This window comes from Chromobacterium sp. Panama, assembly GCF_003052555.1.
Classification (GTDB): Bacteria; Pseudomonadota; Gammaproteobacteria; order Burkholderiales; family Chromobacteriaceae; genus Chromobacterium.
On record NZ_QARX01000001.1, the window covers coordinates 2,854,473 to 2,876,088 of the forward strand.

The following is a 21,616-nucleotide window of genomic DNA, read 5'->3' on the forward strand; positions in this document are numbered from 1 at the left end:
ACACCATGGCGCGCAGAAGAAAACGACAGGAAGAAGAACACGAGAACCATGAACGTTGGCTGGTTTCCTACGCCGACTTCATCACCCTGCTGTTCGCCTTCTTCGTGGTGATGTACGCGATCTCCTCGGTCAACGAGGGCAAGTACCGCGTGCTCTCCTCCGCCATCGTGGACGCCTTCCGCTCCGGCTCCACCATCAGCGTAAACACCACCCCGCCCAGCGGCGGGGCCAACACCATGATAGAAATCCCGGAGACCAAGCCCATCGCCAAGGCGGTCAAGGGGGAACACCAGGCCGAGAAAAAAGCCAACACCGGCTCCGCCCAGGGCGACGAAAAAACCCGGCTCGCCAACCTGACCCAGGATCTGGCCAAAGTGATGGACCCGCTGGTCAAGAGCGGCCAGGTCACCATCACCCACAGCAGCAAGGGCGTCACCATCGACATCCGCGACACCGCGCTCTTCCCCACCGGACAGGCGCAGCCCAACGAACAGTCGCGCCAGCTGATGGCCAATATGGCGCTGCAGCTGGCCAAGGTGGACAATCCGATCCGAGTGGAAGGCTTCACCGACACCGTGCCCATCCGCAATTCCTACTTCCCGTCCAACTGGGAACTGTCCGCCTCGCGCGCCGGCAGCGTGGTGCGCCTGTTCCAGGAAAACGGCATCAAGCCGGAACGGCTGGTGGCGGTGGGCCGAGGCGCCAACCTGCCGGTGGGCGACAACGCCACCGCCGACGGCCGCGCCAGCAACCGCCGCGTCGCCATCACCGTGCTGGCGAGCGGGCTGAGCGACGCCGAAGTGCTGTCGCCGCAAGACGCATCCATGGCCAATGGCCGCTAACACCCCTGTTTCTCAAGAGGAGCACGATATGAGCACCCCGATTCATCATTCCGCGCTGGAACAGCTGTTCCTCAACGCCCGCACCCACAGCCACTGGCAGGACCGCCCGGTCACCGCCGAAACGCTGCACCAGCTGTTCGACCTGCTGAAAATGGCGCCCACCAGCGCCAACTGCTCGCCGGCGCGCTTCATCTTCGTGCAAAGCGACGCCGCCAAGGCCAAGCTCAAGCCCTGCCTGGCCGAAGGCAACGTCGAAAAAACCATGGCCGCGCCGATCTGCGTGATCGTGGCTCAGGACATGCGTTTCTACGAGCACCTGCCCAAGCTCTACCCGCACGCCGACGCCAGAAGCTGGTTCGAAGGCAACGACGCGGCGATCCAGGCCACCGCCTCGCGCAACAGCAGCCTGCAAGGCGGCTACCTGTTGCTGGCCGCGCGCTCGCTGGGGCTGGACTGCGGTCCGATGTCCGGCTTCGACAACGCCGCGGTGGACCAGGCCTTCTTCCCGGACGGCCGCTTCAAATCCAACTTCCTGGTCAACCTGGGCTACGGCGCCGCGGACAAGCTCTACCCGCGCTCGCCGCGCTTCGAGTTTGACGACGCCTGCCAGATTCTTTAATCCCCCCGCCCGATGCCCGGTTATAATGCCGGGCATTTTGCTGCCTGGAGAAACAAGATGCTCTATTCGCTTCTGCGCCCGCTGCTGTTCCGCTTTGACGCAGAGACCGCCCACGAACAGACGCTGGCCATGCTGGACCAGGCGCACAAGCTGCGCCTGAGCACGCTGACCTGCCACAGCTCCGCGCGCAAGCCGGTGCAAGCCATGGGCCTGACCTTCCCCAACGCGGTGGGACTCGCCGCCGGGCTGGACAAGAATGGAGCGCATATCGACGCCTTGGCCGCGCTGGGTTTCGGCTTCATCGAAATCGGCACCGTCACCCCGCGGCCCCAGCCGGGCAATCCCAAGCCGCGGCTGTTCCGTCTGCCGGAGCACCAGGCCATCATCAACCGCATGGGCTTCAACAATCTGGGCGTGGACACCCTGCTGGACAATGTGCGCCGCTGCAAATTCCAGGGCGTGCTCGGCATCAATATCGGCAAGAACGCCGCCACCCCGATAGAAAACGCCGCCGACGACTACCTGGCCTGCCTGGACAAGGTCTACGCCTACGCCAGCTATGTCGCCGTCAACATTTCCTCGCCCAACACCAAGAACCTGCGCCAGTTGCAGGAGGGCGACGAACTGGGCCGCCTGTTGGCGCAATTGAAGCAGCGCCAGCAGGCGCTGGCCGACAAGCACGGCCGCCACGTGCCGCTGGCGCTGAAGATCGCGCCGGATCTGGACGACGATCAGATCGTCGCCATCGCCCGCCTGCTGACCGAACACCGCATCGACGGCGTCATCGCCACCAACACCACGCTCTCTCGCGAGGCGGTGGCCGGCCACCCGTTGGCGGAGCAGGCCGGCGGCCTGTCCGGCGCGCCGGTCAAAGACCGTTCCACAACAGTTATTCGCAAATTAGCCAAGGAACTTGACGGCGCTCTGCCTATCATAGGAGTTGGCGGCATCCTGTCCGGGCGGGACGCCGTGGAAAAACTGGACGCCGGCGCCAGCCTGGTGCAAGTCTACAGCGGCCTGATCTACCGAGGCCCGGCGCTGGTGGCCGAATGCGCGAATGCGATCGCAGCGCGCGCCAAACCCTGAACAACAGCACGCGCGGCCGCGCACGGGCCCTCCCTCAGGAAGCCCGGCGACAGGCCTGCGGCGACCATCCCGGGGCAAACCGGCTCGCTTATATAACATGGGACTCACTCATATGAACGCAAAACAACTGATTCGTCTTTCCGCCGTCGCGCTGCTGAGCGCCGGCGTGCTCACCGGCTGCGCCACCTCCGACTCCGCCGCCGTCTACTCCAAAGGCCAGATGCGCCAGGCGCAGACCGTGCAGCTGGGCACCGTGGTGTCGGTGCAGAACGTGAAAATGGAAGGCAGCAATAATGAGCTGCTGACTCTGGGCGGCGCCGCGCTGGGCGGCCTGGCCGGCAGCAATATCGGCGGCGGCAAGGGCCAGATCGCCGGCGGCATCGTAGGCGCGCTGGCCGGCGGCTTCGGCGCCCAGGCCGCTCAACGCGGCCTGAGCAAGAACGCGCTGGAAATCACCGTCAAGCTGGATGGTTCCGGCCGCATGATCTCCATCGTGCAGGAAGCCGACATTCCGTTCTCCGCCAACCAGCGCGTGCGCGTGCTGACCGGCGGCGGCAACGACCGCGTAGTGCCGTTCTAAGCATCCGCTCAAGGCCCGCCGTCGCACGTCTTCGACTCGCAGGCCTTGAACAGGCTCTGACGCGGACCGCGTCAGCAATGAAAAAGCCGGCGCTCGCGCCGGCTTTTTCATTGGGTGCCGCTCACTCGTCCCGCGGCCTGGACAACTCCACCCATCGCCCGTCCATCAAGGCCTGCAGGGGCTGATACATCGCCTTGTAGGACATCTTCTGGCATTCGCGTATCCAATAGCCCAGATACAGGTGCGGCAGCCCCAGCCGCCGCGTCAGCTCCGCCTGCCACAACACATTGAACACGCCCAGGCTGGATTTGGCGTCTTCCGGATCGTAAAAGGTGTATACCGCGGACAGGCCGTCGGCCAGGCGGTCGATCAGGCTGACCATCTTCAATTCGCCGTCCAGGCGAAACTCCGCCAGCATGCTGTCCACCCCGCTTTTCAGGATGAACTCCGAATACTGCTGCGGATCGTCGTCCGACATGCCGCCGCCGGCGTGCCGCGACTGCTGATACCAGCGATACAGCGCATAGTGTTCGGCGTCGAACTCCAGCGGCAGCAGGCGCACCTGCATCGCCTCCAGCCGACGCGCCACCTTGCGCTGAGTGCGGCTGGGCGCGAAACGCTCCACCGGAATCCGCACCGGCACGCAAGCCTGGCAACTGTCGCAATACGGCCGATAGGTATACAGGCCGCTGCGGCGGAAGCCCAGCTTCACCAACTGGCTGTAAACCTCGCCATCGATCGCCTCCGCCGGGATCGCCACCTGCGAACGCGCCTGACGCCCGGCCAGGTAACTGCAGGGATAGGGCGCGGTGGCGTAGAAATGGATGGCCACTGTCGGGCCGGGATCACGATGGCTCATTGGTATACCGGTAGTTCCACATCGCGGCGGGCTGCGCCCGTCGGGCATTCTCTTTCAGAGTAGCAAGAAATGTCTGACGCGAAACCAACTTGGCGCCCAAGCTCTGCAAATGGCGGGTGTGCATCTGACAATCTATCATCGTCACCCCCTGCGTCCGCAAATGGCGCACCATGTGGATGAAGGCCAGCTTGGACGCGTTGCTGCGCCGGGAAAACATGGATTCGCCGTAGAACATCAAGCCCAGGCCGATGCCGTACAGGCCGCCGACCAGTTCGCCGTCCATCCAGGTCTCGAAAGAATGCGCGTAGCCCAGCCGGTACAGACGGCAATAGGCGTCCACCATCTCCGGCACGATCCAGGTGCCCTGCTGCTGCGCCCTTGGTTCGGAGCAGGCCGACATCACTTCGCGAAACGCAGTGTCCACGCGGATTTCGTAATGTTGATTGCGCAGCAGCTTGTCCATGGAACGGCTGACTTTGAGCTCGTCCGGACTCAGCACCATGCGCGGCGCCGGCGACCACCACAGAATGGGCTCGCCTTCGGAAAACCAGGGGAAAATGCCTTGGGAGTAAGCAGCCAGGATGCGCTGCGGGGACAAATCGCCTCCGGCGGCCAGCAAACCGTTGGGTTCGCGCAGAGCCAGCCGCACCGGAGGGAAGACCGGCTCAGGACCGAGCCAGGGAATCATGCCTTCTTGGCGTTAAGGCAGTCCGGGCACTCGCCGTACATGTACAGCGCGTGATCGACGATGCGGAAGCCATGCTGCTCGGCGATGCGGTCTTGCAAAGCCTCGATCTCCGGATCGAAGAACTCGACCACCTTGCCGCAGCTGACGCACACCATGTGATCGTGATGACCGCCCTGGTTCAGCTCGTACACCGCTTTGCCGGTTTCGAAATGGTGGCGCACCAGAATGCCCGCCTGCTCGAACTGCGTCAGCACGCGGTAAATGGTGGCAAGGCCGATGTCGATATTTTCCGCGAGCAGCTTGCGGTAGACATCTTCCGCCGACATGTGACCAGCGTGCTCCTCCTCGAACAGATCGAGGATTTTCAAACGCGGGCCGGTGGCCTTGAGGCCGATATCTTTAAGGTGACTGGCTTTGCTCATCGTGATATAAAGTGGGTCGATTTCAGATCATGATAAAGCCTTTTCACGGCTTTGCCTAATTACCGCCTCATAACTTTTAGGTCACGGAGTATCATGCGCGCCCTGATTTTTGTCGCCGTCCTTGCCCTCTCCGGCTGCAGCTCAATGAACCCTCTGAACTGGCTCAGCCCGCACAAGATGGAAATCCAGCAGGGCAATTATGTCACAGAGGATGCCGTCGCCAAACTTAAACCGGGCATGACGCGCTCGCAAGTGCGTTTCCTGTTGGGTTCTCCGCTACTGGCCGACGCGTTTCACGCCAATCGCTGGGATTACACCTATAGCGACATCAAGCAGGGCAAGCTGGATAAAAACAGCAACCGCCTGTTGACCGTCCACTTCAACGGCGACGTGCTGGAGCGCGTGGAAGGCCAGGCGCAGCCGGCCGAACGCCCGCCGCTGACCGCCTCCGCGCCGGCCCAGGAAGCCAAGCCATGAGCGCCTCCCCGCTGAAACTGGTGGTGGTCGGCGCCGGCGGCCGCATGGGCAAGACCCTGATTGAAGCGGCGCTGGCCGCGCCCGGCGTGGCGCTGCACGCAGCGGTGGACCGCCCCGGCTCGGAATTCATCGGCCAGGACGCCGGCCTGTTCATCGGCAAGCACACCGGCGTCAAGATAGGCGGCGACTTCCTCCAGGCGCTGGAAGGCGCCGACGCCGTCATCGACTTCACCCGCCCGGAAGGCACGCTGGAACACCTGGCCGCCTGCGCCGAGCGCGGCGTGCAGATGATCATCGGCACCACCGGCTTCGACGAGGCCGGCAAGGCGGCGATCCGCGCCGCCGGCGACCGGATCGGCATCGTGTTCGCCTCCAATTTCAGCGTTGGCGTCAACCTCACCTTCAAGCTGCTGGACATGGCGGCGCGAGTACTGGACGACGGCTACGACATCGAAATCATCGAAGCCCACCACCGTCATAAAGTGGACGCGCCGTCCGGCACCGCGCTGCGCATGGGCGAAGTCATCGCCGACGCGCTGGGCCGCGACTTGAAAGAATGCGCGGTTTACGGCCGCGAAGGCGTGACCGGCGAGCGCGATCCGCACACCATAGGCTTCGCCACCGTGCGCGGCGGCGACGTGGTCGGCGACCACACCGCCTTGTTCGCCGCCATCGGCGAACGCGTGGAAATCAGCCACAAGGCCTCCAGCCGCGCCACCTTCGCCAACGGCGCGGTGCGCGCCGCGCGCTGGCTGGCCGGCAAACCGCGCGGCCTGTTCGATATGCAGGACGTGCTGGGCCTGCGCTAAGCGCCGGCGGGGAGCCTCCTCCCCGCCCCCCTTTCCATGCGCCTCTTCCCGCTGACCCTGGCCCTCGCGGCCGGCCTGATTCTCCTCTCTCTCGCCTCGCTGCTGCACGGCAGCGGCATGGACGCGTCCCGTTTGCTGGCCGGCCAGCCCTTGCCGGAACTGGAATGGCAATTGCTGTGGCAGCTGCGGCTGCCGCGCCTGCTGGCCAGCGCCAGCGCCGGCGCCTTGCTGGCCAGCGCCGGCGCGGCGGTGCAGGCGCGTTTCCGCAACCCGCTGGCCGAACCCGGCCTGATCGGCATCAACAGCGGCGCGGCGCTGGCCGCCGCCGCCGCGCTGAGCCTGGGCGCCGGCCTCTACGCGGTGTCCGCGTCCGCCTTCGCCGGCGGCCTGTTCTCCTTATTGCTGATCCGCCTGCTGGGCCAGACCCAACAAGGCGGCAGCCGGCTGATCCTCAGCGGTCTCGCCATCAGTTCCTTGCTGGGCAGCCTGCTGACCCTGCTGATCACCACCCTGCCCGACGGCTCCTTGCGCGTGGTGATTTTCTGGCTGATGGGCAGCTTCGCCAGCGTGGACTGGCCGCAAACCGTCTTGCTGTGCGCGGCCGCGCCGCTGGTCTGGCTGGCGCTGCACCGGCAGTGGCGCTTTCTCAACGCGCTGCAATTGGGCGAAACCGCCGCCTTTCACCTGGGCTTTGAAGTGCGTCGCCGCGAATGGCAGGTGGTGATCCTGGCGGCCCTGGCCGCCGGCCTGGTGGTGTCCGCCTGCGGCATGATCGGTTTCATCGGCCTGATGGGCCCGCACCTGGCGCGCCAACTGGTGGGCGGCAACGCGCGCCGGCTGCTGTGGATCGCGCCCATGCTGGGCGCGCTGCTGGCCATCGCCTCGGACTGGCTGGCGCGCAGCCTGCTGGCGCCCAGCGAACTGCCGGTGGGCGTGATCACCAGCCTGATAGGCGCGCCCTTTTTCCTGTGGCTGCTGCGGCAAAGCGCGGAAAAGGACGCCCATGCTTGAAGCCCGCGCCCTCAGCCTTTCCCGCCAGGGCCGCCTCTTGGTGGAGGCAGTGTCCCTGCGCGTGGCGCCGGGCGAACTCAATATCGTGCTAGGCCCCAACGGGGCCGGCAAAAGCAGCTTGCTGGGCATGCTGGCCGGTCTGCACGCGCCCAGCGCCGGCGAGGCGTGGATGGCCGGGCGGCCGCTGCGCGGCCAATCCGCCGCGCAACTGGCGCGCCAGCGCGCGGTGGTGGAGCAAAATCCGCTGACGCCGGCCGGCTGGAGCACGATGGAGCTGATCCAGTCCGGCGCCTATCTGCTGGGCGACGCCGGCGCGGCCTGCCGCCAGGCGATGGAACTCACCTGCACCGCGGAGCTGGCGCGACGCCAGGCGCGCACGCTGTCCGGCGGCGAACAGCAACGCGTCCACCTGGCGCGCGCACTGTGCCAGTTGCTGGCCTCGGCGGACGCGGAACGCTATCTATTGCTGGACGAACCCACCGCCGCGCTGGACTTCGCCATGGCCGACGCGCTGCTGGCGCAGGTGGCCCGCATCTGCCGCGAGCTGAACATCGGCGCGCTGGCCGTGGTGCACGATCTGAACCTGGCGCTGCGCCACGCCGACAATGTGCTGCTGCTGAACGAAGGACGCGCCGCCGGCTTCGGGCCCACGCCCGAAATCATGCGGCGGGAAACGCTGGAAGCGGTTTACGGCGTGCGGCTGGCGGAGCTGAGCAGCCGGGAGCACGCCTTGCGGGCTTTCGTGCCCTTGCCCCACCCGCACCAAGAGTAAACGCTCAGCGGTGCGAGGCCTGCTTGCACTCGCTGAGGAAACGCGCGCGGTCCGCCTCGCCCACTTCTCCGGCGAAGCCCTGAGTGATCACCGCCTCCGCGCCGCGCCGGTTTTCCCCCAGTTGCAAACACATCTGCTTGGCCTGGATCACACAGGCCGCGCCCTTGGCCATGCCGTGCCGCACCAAGGCGTCCGCCACTTCCTGGCAAATCCATTCCTGGTAATTCAAGCGGTGCGAGATCACGTCGATCAGCCGCGCGATGCGGCCGAAGCCGTGCAGCCGTCCGCCCGGAATGTAGGCGACGTGGGCGATGCCTTCGAAGGGCACCAGATGGTGCGGACACAGGCTGTGGATGGAGATATTGCTGATGATGACCATCTCGCGGGAATCGTCTTCAAAACCGCAGCCCAGCACCTCGCTCGGATCGGCGGCGTAGCCGTCCAGCAAGCGGTCGCGCCAAAACGCGCCGACACGTTCCGCGGTCCTGCCCAGATGCGGATCGCCTTGCGGCTGAAAGCCGCAGGCGGTCAGCAAATCGGTCACCGCGCGCTCAAACGCCTCCTTGTCGAAGGGCCGCAAGCGTTCCACGCCCACCTTGGGCGCGCGCTCCGGCGCTGGATGATCGCAATGCTGGTGGTCCATATCGTCTCCCTTGTGAGCGCTGGTTCAAAGTCCGCCGCGCGCCGGCGAGGCAGAGCGCGGCCGGGGCCGCCTCGCGTGAAGCGAAACAGGCTTTGCGGCGGCGACGCGCAATCGAAATAGGAATTCGAGAGCGGCCCGGAGGGAAAGTTGCATCCGCCGGCGGCATGAAAAACCCGGGGGCGACGACCGCCGGCCCCGGGTTTTCGACTATATCACAGGCCGCCGCGGCTACACGCGCGCCCCATCCAGGTTGGATTTCATCTCGTAGCTCTGCTTGACGTCGCCATTGCCGTCCACGCTTTCCAGCCTCACGTCGAAGCCCCACAGCCGGCACACGTGCTTGAGCACCTCGTTGGCGCTGTTGTCGTCCAGCGGCCGCCGGTTGTGCATGGTGTGGCGCAGCACCAGGCTGCGGTCGCCGCGCACATTGACCGACCACACCTGGATATTGGGCTCGCGCGAACCCAGGTTGTACTGCTCCGCCAGCTTGCCGCGGATATCGCGGTAGCCCATATCGTCGTGGATGGCGGACACCTCCAGCTTGTCGTCGTGGTCGTCGTCGCGGATGGAGAACAGACGGAAATCGCGAATCAGCTTGGGCGACAGATACTGCGAGATAAAGCTCTCGTCCTTGAAGTTCTTCATCGCGAACTCCAGGGACTCCCGCCACGGCGTGCCGGCCAGGTCCGGGAACCAGGCGCGGTCCTCGTCGGTGGGGGCTTCGCAAATGCGCTTGATGTCCTGATACATGGAGAAGCCCAGCGCGTACGGGTTGATGCCGTTGTACCAACGCGCCGTCACCGGCGGCTGGTACACCACATTGGTGTGGCTCTGCAAAAACTCCATCATGAAGCCGTCGGTGACCATGCCCTTGTCGTACAGACGGTTGAGGATGGTGTAGTGCCAGAACGTGGCCCAGCCCTCGTTCATCACCTGGGTCTGCCGCTGCGGGTAGAAATACTGCGCCACCTTGCGCACGATGCGCACCACCTCGCGCTGCCAAGGCTCCAGCAGCGGCGCGGATTTCTCGATGAAGTACAGCAGGTTTTCCTGCGGCTCCGGCGGAAAACGCGGCGGCGCCTTGTCGCTGCCGTCCTTGTCGCGCTTGGGAATGGTGCGCCACAGGTCGTTGACCTGGGTTTGCAGGTATTGCTCGCGCTCTTCCTGGCGCGCCTGCTCCTTGGCCAGCGACAGCTTCTGCGGCCGCTTGTAGCGGTCCACGCCGTAATTCATCAGCGCGTGGCAACTGTCCAGCAAGTCTTCCACCGCGTCTATGCCATAGCGCTCCTCGCACTTGGTGATGTAGCTCTTGGCGAACACCAGATAGTCGATGATGGCCGAGGCGTCGGTCCAGGCGCGGAACAGGTAGTTGCCCTTGAAGAAGCTGTTGTGGCCGTAAGCGGCGTGGGCGATCACCAGCGCCTGCATCGTCATGGAGTTTTCCTCCATCAGATAGGCGATGCAGGGGTTGGAGTTGATCACAATCTCATAGGCCAGCCCCATCTGGCCGCGCTTATAGCTCTTTTCGGTGGCGACGAAATGCTTGCCGTAGCTCCAGTGATGGTAGTTGACCGGCATGCCCACCGAGGCGTAGGCGTCCATCATCTGCTCGGCGGTGATGACTTCCAGCTGGTTGGGATAGACATCCAGCTTGAATTCATCCACCGCGATGGTGCGTATCTGCCGGTCGTACTCGTCGACCAGGTCGAAGGTCCATTCGGACCCGGTAGAAATCGGTGTCATGTTGCTCCCCCCTTGGCAAGACCGCTCAGAACCTGTTTACGATCTGCTGCGCGTCGGCGATACGGCGTCGAAACCAAGCTCAAAATGCTCATGTACCACGTGTACATTCCGCTTTTTCGCTCGTTTCCGCCTTGTCTCGCGAGATCATAAACACGTTCTCAGGCGGTGGCGGCGCGGCCATTGGCCGGCTGGCGCTTGAACAGTTCCCGGAAGACCGGGTAGATGTCGGAAGCCGAACGAATTTTCTGCATGGCGAACTGGCGGTTGCGTTCCTGCACCTTCAAGTATTCGTACCAGAGGTTTTGCGGCTCTCCTTCGGTGATCTCGATGTAGGCGAAGTACTGGCAGTAAGGCAGCAGGTCCTCCTCCATGATGCGGCCGCAGTTGGCGGAATCGCTGTCCCAGTTGTCGCCGTCGGACGCCTGGGCGGCGTAGATATTCCATTCGCTGCCGGCGTAGCGTTTCTTGACGATCTCCGCCATCAGATTGAGCGCCGAGGACACCACGGTGCCGCCGGATTCGCGCGAGTGGAAGAAATCCTCCTCGCTCACCTCCACCGCACTGGTGTGATGGCGGATGAACACCACCTCGATCTTCTCGTAATTGCGCTGCAGGAACAGGTACAGCAGGATGAAGAAACGCTTGGCCATGTCCTTTTTCTGCTCGTCCATGGAGCCGGACACGTCCATGATGCAGAACATCACCGCCTGACTGGTGGGCTTGGGCTGCTTAACCCGGTTGTTGTAGCGCAGGTCGAACGGGTCTATCCACGGAATGCTGGCGATGCGTTCGCGCAGCCGGTGAATGCTTTGCCGTTTTTCGCGGATTTCCGAGGTGTTGTCCTCGTCATCCTCCATCAGGGTGTCGAGTTCCTCCTCCGCGTCGCCCAGCGTGGCCATGGTGGGCGCGGCCATCGCCACCCGCCGCGCCAGCGCGCCGCGCAGCGAACGCACGATATTGATGTTGGCCGGCGTGCCGTCGTTGGTGTAACCGGCGCGCACCGTCTTCATCTCCTCAATGCCCATCAGCTGGGTCTTGATCAGATTGGGCAGGGCCAGGTCGTCGAAGAACACGTTCATGAACTCTTCGCGCGACAGCTGGAACACGAAATCGTCCTCGCCCTCGCCGTCCTGGCTGGCCTTGCTGCCGCCTCCGCCCCCGCCGCCCTGCGGCCGCGGCAGGCGGTCGCCCTTGACGAACTCCTCATTGCCTGGGTGCACGTTTTCCGTCATGCCGCCCTTGCCGTGATGAAACACGGGTTCGGAAATATCCTTTACCGGAATCGAGACCTTCTCCCCGCTCTCGATATCGGTAATGCTGCGCCCCTTGACCGCCTTGGCGACGGCCTCCTTGATTTGGGCCTTGAAACGGCGCAGAAACCGTTCGCGGTTGACCGCGGACTTGTTCTTGCCGTTGAGGCGCCGATCGATGATGTGGGACATAAGCACCTCGCTTTGCCTGTGCCGGCGGCGGCCGCCCGCGGGCGGCCATCGCCTGGCTTGCTGTTGTTATATTCTTCACCACCCGGCGGCGACAGCGGCCGCGCGGGCGATTTCCAGCGCCGCCCCAGGCGGCGCCGGATCAGCGACGGCTTACGAGGACTTGCGCACTCGCAGATACCATTCGCACAACAGACGCACTTGCTTGGCGGTGTAGCCTTTTTCCACCATGCGGTTGACGAAGTCCTCGTGCTTCTTCGCATCCTCGGCGCTGGCCTTGGCGTTGAAGGAGATCACCGGCAGCAGCTCCTCGGTGTTGGAGAACATCTTCTTCTCTATGACCGTGCGCAGCTTCTCGTAGCTGGTCCAGGTGGGATTCTTGCCGCCGTTGTTGGCCCGCGCCCGCAGCACGAAGTTGACGATCTCGTTGCGGAAGTCTTTGGGGTTGGAAATCCCGGCCGGCTTCTCTATCTTCTCCAGCTCCGCGTTCAAGGAGGTTCGGTCGAAGATCTCGCCGGTGTCCTGATCGCGGTACTCCTGATCCTGAATCCAGAAGTCCGCGAAGCTGACGTAGCGGTCGAAGATGTTCTGGCCGTATTCGGAGTAGCTTTCCAGATAAGCGGTTTGAATCTCCTTGCCGATGAACTCCACGTACTTGGGCGCCAGGTACTCCTTCAGGAAGGTCAGATACTTCTGCTCGATTTCCGCCGGGAACTGCTCGCGCTCAACCTGCTGCTCGATCACGTACAGCAAGTGCACCGGGTTGGCCGCCACTTCGCTGTGATCGAAGTTGAACACCTTGGACAGAATCTTGTAGGCGAAGCGCGTGGACAAGCCGCTCATGCCCTCGTCCACCCCCGCGTAATCGCGGTATTCCTGGATGGATTTGGCCTTGGGATCCGTATCCTTCAGATTGTCTCCGTCGTAGACCTGCATCTTGCTGAACAGGCTGGAGTTTTCCGGCTCTTTCAGCCGCGACAGCACCGCGAACTGCGACATCATCTTCAGCGTGCCCGGCGCGCACGGCGCGCGGCCCAGCGAAGAGTTGCGGATCAGCTTGTCGTAGATCTTGATCTCGTCGGACACGCGCAGGCAATACGGCACCTTGACGATGTAGATCCGATCCAGGAAAGCCTCGTTGTTCTTGTTGTTGCGGAACTGCTTCCACTCGGATTCGTTGGAGTGGGCCAGAATCACGCCTTCAAACGGAATCGCGCCAAAGCCCTCGGTGCCCTTGAAGTTGCCTTCCTGAGTGGCCGTCAGCAGCGGGTGCAAGACCTTGATCGGCGCCTTGAACATCTCCACGAATTCCAGCAAGCCCTGGTTGGCCAGGCACAAGCCGCCGGAGTAGCTGTAAGCGTCCGGGTCGTCCTGCGCGTATTTCTCCAGCTTGCGGATATCCACCTTGCCCACCAGCGACGAAATATCCTGATTGTTCTCGTCGCCCGGCTCGGTCTTGGCCACCGCGATCTGCTTGAGTACGGACGGATAGCGTTTGACCACGCGGAACTGGCCGATGTCGCCGTTGAACTCATGCAGCCGCTTCACCGCCCACGGGCTGGGGATGCTCTTCAGATAACGGCGCGGAATGCCGTATTCCTCTTCCAGCAGCGCCCCGTCCTCGTCGTAATTGAACAGCGCCAGCGGAGACTCGTTGACCGGGCTGCCTTTCAGGCAATAGAACGGCACCAGCTCCATCAGCTCTTTCAGCTTCTCGGCAATGGACGATTTGCCGCCGCCCACCGGACCCAGCAAATAGAGGATCTGCTTCTTCTCTTCCAGGCCTTGCGCGGCGTGGCGGAAGTAGGACACCACCTGTTCGATCACCTCCTCGGTGCCGTAAAAATCACGGAACGCGGGATAGACCTTGATGACTTTGTTGGAAAAGATGCGGGACAGACGCGAATCGTGCCGAGTGTCCACCAGCTCCGGCTCGCCTATGGCGGCCAGCATGCGCTCTGCGGCGGTGGCGTAAGCGCCGGGGTCTTTCTTGCAGAGCTCCAGGTACTCCTGGATGGTGTACTCCTCCTCACGAGTCTTGTCGTAACGAGCAGCGTAGTGACTGAAGATATCCGGGTGCATGGCTCTCTCCTGGCAGGTAGCAGAGGCGCAAACGATATGCACGCGGCATCCGCTGCTCCCCTTGCTGAATTAGAGTATTCACATTGTTTCCGGCTTTCTTTTTCTGGGTATAGCATAACGCACAGCCTGGCAGGGCAAAACCGCGCCTGCACACAAAATATGAGATCGTGAGCCAGATTCAATACAAGTATTTGAAATGGATGGTGAATTCCGCCAGCTTTTTTTTGTAACGGAAGACGAGCGGCGTGTAAGCGGGAGTAAACGGAAATCGGCCCTAAAAAAACGCTTTGAGAATCAAACGTTTCCATCGCGGCGATTGAAACATTCACGCCGCGCAGCGCGGCGGAAAAAGAGAAGGGAATATAAAGAATGCGCCGCGCCCGCGCGGACTGCGGCGCTCAGCCTTTGCGCTGCACAATGCGCACGCCGATTTCATAGATGCGGCCGCGCTGCACCTCATTGCAGCGCTTCACCTCCACCACCGCCTCCAAGGGCTTGCCCGGCATGCCGCCCACGCCCGGGGCCAGCACGATCACGGACAGACGCTCGCCAAACTGCGGCACAAAGGACGAGCGCAAGGCCATGCCGTCCACCGACAGATCCACACACTCGCCGTAATGGGTTTCGCCGCTGATCAAAGAACGGATGCGAGCCTTGCAGCCCATGCTGATGCGGCGCCCGCGCCGTCGATCCCGGTAAGGATCAAACGGCGACACCCGGCATCCTCCCGGCCTGATGCGCCGCCAGCCAGTGCAGGCCCACGATGGACTTGCTGTCGCAGATCGCCCCGCTCAGCGTCATCTCCATCGCCTGGGCCACCGGCACCGTCAGCACCTCCAGGAATTCGCCCTCGTCCAGCCGGCTGCCCTGCTGGCTCAGCCCTTCCGCCAGGTAATAACTGATGCGCTCGTTGGAATAGCCAATGCAGGGATAAGCGGTGCCCAGATACGTCCAGCGCTCCGCCGCGTAGCCGGTTTCCTCCAACAACTCCCGCCTGGCGGTGGCCGCCGGGTCCTCGTCCGGGTCTATCTTGCCGGCGGGAATCTCCACGAACTCGCGGCCGGCCGGGTAACGGTACTGGCGCTCCAGCACCAGCTTGCCGTCCGGCGTCAGCGCCAGCACCGCCACCGCGCCGGGGTGCAGAATGTATTCGCGCGTGGACGCCGCGCCGTCCGGCAGCGCCACCTCGTCTTTATGAACCTTGAGAAAACCGCCCTGATACACCAGCTCCGACGACAACTGCTTTTCAACCAGATCCACAATCACCCCTTAAAGTGTTCTGCAATGCCTGCTTTTCCAGGCGCTGATCACCGCCCAGCGCCACAGCAGCCGCGTCAACGCATAGCCGATCACGGCAAAGGTCAGGCCCAGCGCCGGCAATCCCACCAGCAAGGGCCAGCCCAGCTCCGCCAGCCAATTCAGGCAGGCGTGCCACCAATCCGGCAAGCTCATCCGGTCCCAATTGGGCGGCGGCGTCATTGTACCCGCAGCCGGATTGCCCAGTAAAAGCTTGCCATAAGCATAAGCCAGAAAGTACAGCGGCAATACGGTCAAAGGGTTAGTGTACAGCGTGAACAACACCGCCACCGGCAGATTCACCCGCATCAGCAAAGCCAGCGCCACCGCCGTCACCTTTTGCGTGGGGCCGGGCATCAGGCCGGCGAACAAACCCACCCCCACCCCCATCGCCACCTTGCGGCGGTTCAGCGACCAATACGCCGGCCGGTCCAGATAGGGCGCCAGCCGGCGCAGGCCCGGCTTCTGAAACCAATGGTGCCGATAGGCAACCCATTTGCGTACCTTGCGTCTAAACCAAGTCATCTGGAATGTTTTGATCCTTGTGCGCGCGCGTTGCCGTTAAACCACACTCGGCGACGGGTAAAACGCGAAAAGCTTGTCAAAGCCACGTCGATAATTTAAACAAGCGTTTGAATTATTCGCCCAAGCGCAGGGCGAACCCAAACACGACAGACCTGGGCCGGATCGTCCAGGCCGCGCAAACCAACAGGAGAGACCCATGCCTGCATACCAAGCCCCGCTGCGGGATTTCGATTTCGTGCTCCACGAGCTGATCAAGGTACAGGACATCATCCCCACCCTGCCCGGCTACGAAGAAGCCACCCAGGACATTTTCCGCTCTTATCTGGAGGCCGCCGCCCAGTTCTGTGAAAGCGAACTGGCGCCGCTGAACCGCCAGGGCGACGAAGAAGGCTGTCACTACGACAGCACCACCAAATCCGTCACCACCCCGCCCGGCTTCAAGGAAGCCTACCAGCAATACTGTGAACTGGGCTTCCCGGCGCTGGACTGCGACCCGGCCTACGGCGGCCAGGGCATGCCCAAGGCGCTGAGCTTCCCCATCATGGAAATGCAGTGCTCCAGCAACGTGGCCTGGTCCATGTACCCCGGCCTGTCCCACGGCGCGTATTCTGCCATTCATGCCCACGGAACCGAAGCGCAAAAAGCGGCCTACCTGCCCAAACTGGTGGACGGCAGCTGGACCGGCACCATGTGCCTGACCGAACCGCACTGCGGCACCGACCTGGGCCTGCTCAAAACCCGCGCCGAACCCAACGGCGACGGCAGCTACAGCATTACCGGCACCAAGATTTTCATCTCCGCCGGTGAACATGATATGTCCGACAACATCATCCACCTGGTGCTGGCCCGCCTGCCGGACTCGCCCAAGGACGTGAAAGGCATCTCCCTGTTCATCGTGCCCAAATTCCATGACGACGGCAGCCGCAACCCCGTGGCCTGCGGCAGCCTGGAACACAAGATGGGCATCAAGGCCAACGCCACCGCGGTGATCAACCTGGACGGCGCCAAGGGCTATTTGATTGGCGAAGTCAACAAAGGCCTGTCCTGCATGTTCACCATGATGAACGCCGCCCGCCTGGGCTGCGGCATGCAAGGCCTGGGCATAGGCGAAGCCTCCTTCCAGGGCGCGCTGGCCTATGCGCGCGAACGCCTGCAAATGCGCTCGCTCTCCGGCGACAAATGCCCGGACAAGCCGGCGGACCCCATCATCGTCCACCCGGACGTGCGCCGCATGCTATTGACCCAGAAAGCCTACACCGAGGCCGGCCGCGCGCTGACCAGCCTGCTGGCGCTGCAACTGGACATTGAAGACAAACACCCGGACGCCGACGCCCGCCAGGACGCCGCCGACCTCGTGGCCCTGCTCACCCCGGTGGCCAAGGCCTTCATGACCGACAACGGCTACGAAGCCGCCAACCTGGGCATGCAAGTATTCGGCGGCCATGGCTACATCCGCGAATGGGGCATGGAACAACTGGTGCGCGACTGCCGCATCTCCCAGATCTACGAAGGCACCAACGGCATCCAGGCCATCGACCTCTTGGGCCGCAAAGTGCTGATGGACCAGGGCCAGAAGCTGCGCAAGTTCACCAAGCAAATCCACAAGTTCTGCCAGGCCAATGAAGGCAACGACAAACTGGCCGACTACGTGGCCCCGCTGGCCAAGCTGTTGAAAGACGTGGGCGAAGTGACCATGGGCATCGGTATGGCCGGCATGCAGAACCGCGACGAAGCCGGCGCGGCCGCCACCGACTACCTGCGCCTGATCGGCCACCTCAGCTACGCCTGGCTGTGGGCGCAAATGGCGGAAGTGGCTCATTCCAAGCTGGGCGGCGGTGAAGACGGCTTCTACCAGGCCAAGATCCTGACCGGCCGCTTCTATATGGCTAAGCTGTTCCCGGAAGTGCACAGCCTGCTGGCCAAGCTCAAGGCCGGCGCCAAGCCGTTGATGGAGTTGCAGGACGAGCACTTCGCGTTCTGAAGAACCTGCTTACGATCTGCTGCGCGTCGCCGATACTGCGTTAAAAACAGCTTCGAAATGCTCATGTACCACGAGTACATTCCGCTTCCTCAGCTGTTTTCGCCTTGTCTCGCCTTAGCTCGCGAGATCGTAAACAGGCTCTACACCAGCAAGGCATCATGACAAAACGGCCCCCCGGGGCCGTTTTTCTTTTGCCGCCGTCCGCCCCTCACCCAGCCTGGCCTTGAACCATCACGACATTGATTCATAAAAAACGAATACAAAGCTAATTATATTTCACTTTTAACGAATAACAGGGCTTCGTAGAATGGCCTCCATGGATACACCGCGCCGACGGCAGCGGAACATTCGCATTCATTCACCCAATACCAGAGGCCCTCTCATGATTACCCTGAACGTATTCTTCAACGTCAAAGCCGAAAGCCAACAAGACTTCCTCACCCTGCTCAACACCATGGTGCGGGAATCCAATAAGGAAACCGGCTGCAACTACTACCAGCTTTGGCAGCAAGCCGGCGAGCCGCTGCGCTACGCGCTGATCGAACTGTGGGACAGCAAGGAGCGTCTGGCCGAACACCAGAAAACACCGCACTGGATCGCCTTCAACGACCGCGTCAACGACTATCTGGACGGACAGTATGATGAGCACCATTACTCCGAACTCGCGCGCTAAGAATCTGTTTACGATCTGCTGCGCGTCGTGAAGTCTTGCACGGTGAGTACAAGCTCAAAATGCTCATGTGCCACTTGTACATTCCGCTGTCTCAGCGGTTTCCGCCTTGTCTCGCTCTTGCGCGCGAGATTTTGAACAGGCTCTAATACACACAGCACAAAACCAAACGGCCCCGAAGGGCCGTTTTTTCATGACCAACGCGCTCAGCGCTGGCGACCCCGGCCGCGCTTGCGGTAACGCTTCTGCGTTTGCGCCTGCGCCAACTGCTCCAGGCACAGATATAGCTGCTGCACCGCCTCCACATGCTGCGCCAGATCCACCCGCTCCACCGCCAGATTCAGCAGCATCTCCAGATAATTGAAGAAGCCCTTGCACAGGCCGATGCGGTAACTCTTGTCGGCAAAATCCATATCGCTGGCAATGCGGAACAACAGCCCGCGCGCCGCGTGCTGGCGGTTGGTCTTCAACAACTGCGCCATGTGCGCCGCGTACTGGCGGCCAATCGCGCAAGCCTCGAAATAATCCTGGGGCTCCGCCGGCTGCCAGTAATGCGGATAAGTGCGGCCCGGCACGCGGCGGACAAAGGGCAGACGGAGGTCTTTGGCTTCGCTGGAGGGGAAACGGTAGCAGGAACGGCGGGGTTTAGAGAAATCAGACATGGGCAACCTCTTGCTAGAAGTGCGTGAAAACCAGCGGCTGCCGATCAGGCAGACGCAACGCAAGTTTGGAAAACGTGCTGAAAACAGCACCTCGCCTGCAGTCGATGGGTTCTCACGGCCCAGTGCCGGGATGAAACGGCACGGAGGGATTGTTGCTTAGAGGGAGATGGGGGGTCAAGCCACTGCAGCCGTTTTGAGACTTATGAATTTTGTATCGCTCTCTGCGTGCCAGATGGGATAGCAACTACTTTTCGAGCAGTGGACTCCACAAGCATACCTGCTTGCCCCTTACTGGCTAAAAGTGAGCCGACAGGGAAATATCGCATAGCGGACGTTAGCTCTTCCCTTATGATTTTTGATTGATAAGGAGACTGGTTTCGGATAGTCTCGCTATCATTCAAAAACTTAGAGATAGTTCCGACGTGTCCATATTATTCTCAATCTCCCAAACATTTTTGCATCTGAATAACTGTTGGGGATCATAGGTAGTGGCCTACTCAATTTCCGCCAATGAAGTCATCACCTACGAGCCCGAAGCACTTCGGTCTTTCTTTGTATACAGCTTTGAGTGGATCGATAACCTTCTGTTCCTGCAAAGCCCTCAGTCACTTGTTGGATTGAGAGCGGCAGACTACGAAGCAATAGCAAAAGAGCGTTTCGTCGAGTGCGGCTGGGAGGGTAATGGTACTATTCAGCTTTTATGGTTGCCGTCGTTTGTCTTTCCATTGAGTCTAAACATACAGCCAACAGGCATTGCCATCTGGCACGTTAAGCAGATTGAAGATGGGGTTTCATTTCTGCTTTCACCGATTCAGTTACCTTTCCCGGAGTTATCGGGGAAAGATAATGACACCTAACCTTACAGACCCTGGTTGATGGATGCTGTACTATACAGCTAAGCAAAGCCAATCGGTTCGCTGAGCATTTCGGGCTCGGCCGATTTGAGGGAAAGCAACTGGTAGCTGGCGACAGCGGAACCAAATGGGAAATAGATGCCAAGGGGTTTGCAACTGACAGAAGTCACTTCATCGTCGTTGAGTGCAAACGCCATACAAAGGCTGGTATCAGTCAAGCAATCACGGCGGCTTTGGCATGGAACATTCAAGACGTTGGGGCGTCAGGGGGAATCCTTGTGTCACCGACTGGGCTTCAAGAGGGAGCAAAGAAGGTTGCCGCGAAATCTGATATCATCGAGGTCGTTTTGAATCAGAATTCAACAACATCGGACTACGTATTAAAGTTTCTGAATCGCGTTTGCTTTGGCTTCTCCGCAAACGTGAAAATCACAGATAGCCTGAAAATCGAGGTCATGGACCAAGGTGAAAACGTCATTGCAGCAAGAGGGATTTGAGTCTAATCCTGCCGTCCACCAGACGCTGCACAACAAAGCTGGGCAGCGCCAGTTAGCTCTACGTTAAGGTGTCCTCAGACACATGCAACTCGTCTACTCACTAAAGAATGAACTTGCCTCAGACTCCGGACAGGTTGCGACTGCTCAAGCACTCACTCTCGATCTTTCACGCCCGTTTGGCCTTAAAGGAACCTTTGGCCTTTTTGGATCTGATGAATGGTGGCAAAGCATTGAGGCTGGCAGGCTTCAGAAAACAGAACTAGAGGGAGTCATAACCTTGCTAGGCCGCGTGGGGATGCATAACGAATCACCAGTATTTAATGCGCACCTAGATAATGGTGATCACTACACGTACGACACCGTGGCTGACACAAAGAAAGGTGTCAAAAAGTATATCGTTGGAAAACGCATAAAGATTGTACTCGTCCGAGACCCTTTGAAGAGCCCCTCCACCTCTCGCGGAACGCACTCCGAAATTGTTATTGAGATATGGGTAGATGAGTGATAGGTCCAACACCTAACTATTCCGCCGACAGGGGCCATCCACAAACTACACTTGTGGGCTCCCTTCTCCGCTACAGCGACCCCTCTCGTCAAACTTAAATGTCAGCAAACTGAATTACGGCGGTCATTCATCTTTCCTCTTTGCTACGCCCATGAACGACAGGAGCTGGCCGATCACGGTCAGCAGCATAATTGCCCACTTAGGCTAAGAAGGTAGCAACGTCCCCTATTCGAAGTGCTTTCTCAAAGCAAAGCAAGAAGACATTGTCGGCCTAGCCACCAACTGACTTTGAGGACTTCATATTTTCTGACTCCAACACCCATCCTTTTTTGTCACCACACACCACCTCTGTGTATGCATCAACTTTGCCGAATAAGGTCTTACCAACCAGGCAGGATGTACCGGCTTGAATCGTGAAGGCCGGCTTGTCTCTTGCATCGTTTACAGCCGCGTAAGCGAAGGTGTCACGGCTTGCGATAGCCTCCACCATTGGATCAGAGCAGCCAGCCAGAATGGCGAGGAATGTCATAAAAAGAGGTCGTTTGATCATTAAG

General features: G+C 61.2%; 24 protein-coding genes. 12 read left to right on the forward strand and 12 right to left on the reverse strand.

The window, feature by feature from the left end; genetic code table 11:
- Positions 1 to 5 precede the first annotated feature (5 nt).
- The 4 genes from motD (at position 6) to DB032_RS12880 (ending at position 3,127) form a co-directional block, all read left to right on the forward strand.
- Positions 6 to 842 carry a flagellar motor protein MotD gene (gene motD, locus DB032_RS12865; RefSeq protein WP_019101524.1) on the forward strand — a complete coding sequence of 279 codons (837 nt, stop codon included), beginning with the start codon at positions 6 to 8 and terminating at the stop codon, positions 840 to 842.
- A 28-nt stretch (positions 843 to 870) separates the two neighbouring features.
- Positions 871 to 1,461 carry a malonic semialdehyde reductase gene (locus DB032_RS12870; RefSeq protein WP_107799846.1) on the forward strand — a complete coding sequence of 197 codons (591 nt, stop codon included), beginning with the start codon at positions 871 to 873 and terminating at the stop codon, positions 1,459 to 1,461.
- Positions 1,462 to 1,518: 57 nt separating this feature from the next.
- Complete coding sequence (locus tag DB032_RS12875; protein WP_107799847.1) at positions 1,519 to 2,547, forward strand: quinone-dependent dihydroorotate dehydrogenase; 1,029 nt, start codon at positions 1,519 to 1,521, stop codon at positions 2,545 to 2,547.
- A 112-nt stretch (positions 2,548 to 2,659) separates the two neighbouring features.
- Positions 2,660 to 3,127, forward strand: coding sequence for a glycine zipper 2TM domain-containing protein (locus DB032_RS12880; protein WP_048415794.1), 468 nt, complete (start codon positions 2,660 to 2,662; stop codon positions 3,125 to 3,127).
- A 121-nt stretch (positions 3,128 to 3,248) separates the two neighbouring features.
- Here the strand turns inward: DB032_RS12880 and DB032_RS12885 are convergent, their stop codons facing one another.
- Genes DB032_RS12885 through fur form a run of 3 tightly spaced genes read right to left on the reverse strand, consistent with a single transcriptional unit; the run spans position 3,249 to position 5,096 of the window.
- Positions 3,249 to 3,986 (reverse strand): arginyltransferase, encoded by a 738-nt coding sequence (locus DB032_RS12885; RefSeq protein WP_107799849.1) that lies wholly within the window; start codon positions 3,984 to 3,986, stop codon positions 3,249 to 3,251.
- Complete coding sequence (gene aat / locus DB032_RS12890) at positions 3,973 to 4,674, reverse strand: leucyl/phenylalanyl-tRNA--protein transferase (protein ID WP_107799850.1); 702 nt, start codon at positions 4,672 to 4,674, stop codon at positions 3,973 to 3,975. Before aat ends, DB032_RS12885 begins: the two co-directional genes overlap by 14 nt.
- Complete coding sequence (gene fur / locus DB032_RS12895) at positions 4,671 to 5,096, reverse strand: ferric iron uptake transcriptional regulator (RefSeq protein WP_019101530.1); 426 nt, start codon at positions 5,094 to 5,096, stop codon at positions 4,671 to 4,673. Before fur ends, aat begins: the two co-directional genes overlap by 4 nt.
- A gap of 144 nt (positions 5,097 to 5,240) precedes the next feature.
- Here fur and DB032_RS12900 point away from each other — a divergent pair, with 144 nt between their 5' ends.
- From DB032_RS12900 to DB032_RS12915, 4 genes are read left to right on the forward strand one after another with little or no spacing between them, the layout of a single operon-like run.
- Complete coding sequence (locus tag DB032_RS12900) at positions 5,241 to 5,573, forward strand: outer membrane protein assembly factor BamE (RefSeq protein WP_233246701.1); 333 nt, start codon at positions 5,241 to 5,243, stop codon at positions 5,571 to 5,573.
- The gene (gene dapB, locus DB032_RS12905) at positions 5,570 to 6,382 is read left to right on the forward strand and encodes a 4-hydroxy-tetrahydrodipicolinate reductase (protein WP_107799852.1); all 813 of its coding nucleotides are present in this window, start codon (positions 5,570 to 5,572) and stop codon (positions 6,380 to 6,382) included. The genes DB032_RS12900 and dapB overlap by 4 nt, the downstream gene beginning before the upstream one ends.
- A 36-nt stretch (positions 6,383 to 6,418) precedes the next feature.
- Positions 6,419 to 7,393 carry an iron ABC transporter permease gene (locus DB032_RS12910; protein WP_107799853.1) on the forward strand — a complete coding sequence of 325 codons (975 nt, stop codon included), beginning with the start codon at positions 6,419 to 6,421 and terminating at the stop codon, positions 7,391 to 7,393.
- Positions 7,386 to 8,165, forward strand: a complete 780-nt coding sequence (locus tag DB032_RS12915; protein ID WP_107799854.1) for an ATP-binding cassette domain-containing protein — start codon at positions 7,386 to 7,388, stop codon at positions 8,163 to 8,165. The genes DB032_RS12910 and DB032_RS12915 overlap by 8 nt, the downstream gene beginning before the upstream one ends.
- Positions 8,166 to 8,169: 4 nt before the next feature.
- Here DB032_RS12915 and folE read toward each other — a convergent pair whose 3' ends face one another.
- The 7 genes from folE to DB032_RS12950 form a co-directional block, all read right to left on the reverse strand.
- Positions 8,170 to 8,808, reverse strand: coding sequence for a GTP cyclohydrolase I FolE (gene folE / locus DB032_RS12920; RefSeq protein ID WP_107799855.1), 639 nt, complete (start codon positions 8,806 to 8,808; stop codon positions 8,170 to 8,172).
- Between the two features lie 228 nt (positions 8,809 to 9,036).
- Entirely contained in the window at positions 9,037 to 10,551 is a 1,515-nt protein-coding gene (locus tag DB032_RS12925) for a SpoVR family protein (protein WP_107799856.1), read from the reverse strand.
- 158 nt (positions 10,552 to 10,709) lie between these two features.
- A complete protein-coding gene (locus DB032_RS12930) occupies positions 10,710 to 11,993 on the reverse strand; it encodes a YeaH/YhbH family protein (RefSeq protein WP_107799857.1) in 1,284 nt (427 codons plus the stop codon).
- Positions 11,994 to 12,143: 150 nt separating this feature from the next.
- Entirely contained in the window at positions 12,144 to 14,072 is a 1,929-nt protein-coding gene (locus tag DB032_RS12935) for a PrkA family serine protein kinase (RefSeq protein ID WP_081545718.1), read from the reverse strand.
- Positions 14,073 to 14,470: 398 nt separating this feature from the next.
- Complete coding sequence (locus tag DB032_RS12940; protein WP_081545720.1) at positions 14,471 to 14,788, reverse strand: PilZ domain-containing protein; 318 nt, start codon at positions 14,786 to 14,788, stop codon at positions 14,471 to 14,473.
- On the reverse strand, positions 14,775 to 15,332 hold the full coding sequence (locus DB032_RS12945; protein ID WP_048415843.1) for an NUDIX domain-containing protein: 558 nt from the start codon (positions 15,330 to 15,332) through the stop codon (positions 14,775 to 14,777). Before DB032_RS12945 ends, DB032_RS12940 begins: the two co-directional genes overlap by 14 nt.
- A 9-nt stretch (positions 15,333 to 15,341) precedes the next feature.
- Positions 15,342 to 15,893 (reverse strand): DUF2062 domain-containing protein, encoded by a 552-nt coding sequence (locus DB032_RS12950; RefSeq protein ID WP_019100393.1) that lies wholly within the window; start codon positions 15,891 to 15,893, stop codon positions 15,342 to 15,344.
- Between the two features lie 196 nt (positions 15,894 to 16,089).
- Here DB032_RS12950 and DB032_RS12955 point away from each other — a divergent pair, with 196 nt between their 5' ends.
- Together DB032_RS12955 and DB032_RS12960 are read left to right on the forward strand one after the other, a co-directional pair.
- Positions 16,090 to 17,874 carry an acyl-CoA dehydrogenase C-terminal domain-containing protein gene (locus tag DB032_RS12955; RefSeq protein WP_107799858.1) on the forward strand — a complete coding sequence of 595 codons (1,785 nt, stop codon included), beginning with the start codon at positions 16,090 to 16,092 and terminating at the stop codon, positions 17,872 to 17,874.
- 382 nt (positions 17,875 to 18,256) lie between these two features.
- Positions 18,257 to 18,547 (forward strand): putative quinol monooxygenase, encoded by a 291-nt coding sequence (locus DB032_RS12960; protein ID WP_107799859.1) that lies wholly within the window; start codon positions 18,257 to 18,259, stop codon positions 18,545 to 18,547.
- 203 nt (positions 18,548 to 18,750) lie between these two features.
- Here DB032_RS12960 and DB032_RS12965 read toward each other — a convergent pair whose 3' ends face one another.
- Positions 18,751 to 19,206: a hypothetical protein gene (locus DB032_RS12965; protein ID WP_107799860.1), complete on the reverse strand. Its 456-nt coding sequence runs from the start codon at positions 19,204 to 19,206 to the stop codon at positions 18,751 to 18,753.
- A gap of 488 nt (positions 19,207 to 19,694) precedes the next feature.
- On the opposite strand from DB032_RS12965, the gene DB032_RS12970 reads away from it, so the two are divergent.
- Both DB032_RS12970 and DB032_RS23725 read left to right on the forward strand, forming a co-directional pair.
- Positions 19,695 to 20,063 carry a hypothetical protein gene (locus DB032_RS12970; RefSeq protein ID WP_107799861.1) on the forward strand — a complete coding sequence of 123 codons (369 nt, stop codon included), beginning with the start codon at positions 19,695 to 19,697 and terminating at the stop codon, positions 20,061 to 20,063.
- A 576-nt stretch (positions 20,064 to 20,639) separates the two neighbouring features.
- Positions 20,640 to 21,062 (forward strand): hypothetical protein, encoded by a 423-nt coding sequence (locus tag DB032_RS23725; RefSeq protein WP_146176663.1) that lies wholly within the window; start codon positions 20,640 to 20,642, stop codon positions 21,060 to 21,062.
- Positions 21,063 to 21,333: 271 nt separating this feature from the next.
- On the opposite strand, the gene DB032_RS23730 is transcribed toward DB032_RS23725, so the two are convergent.
- The gene (locus DB032_RS23730) at positions 21,334 to 21,612 is read right to left on the reverse strand and encodes a hypothetical protein (RefSeq protein ID WP_146176664.1); all 279 of its coding nucleotides are present in this window, start codon (positions 21,610 to 21,612) and stop codon (positions 21,334 to 21,336) included.
- Between the last annotated feature and the right edge of the window lie 4 nt (positions 21,613 to 21,616).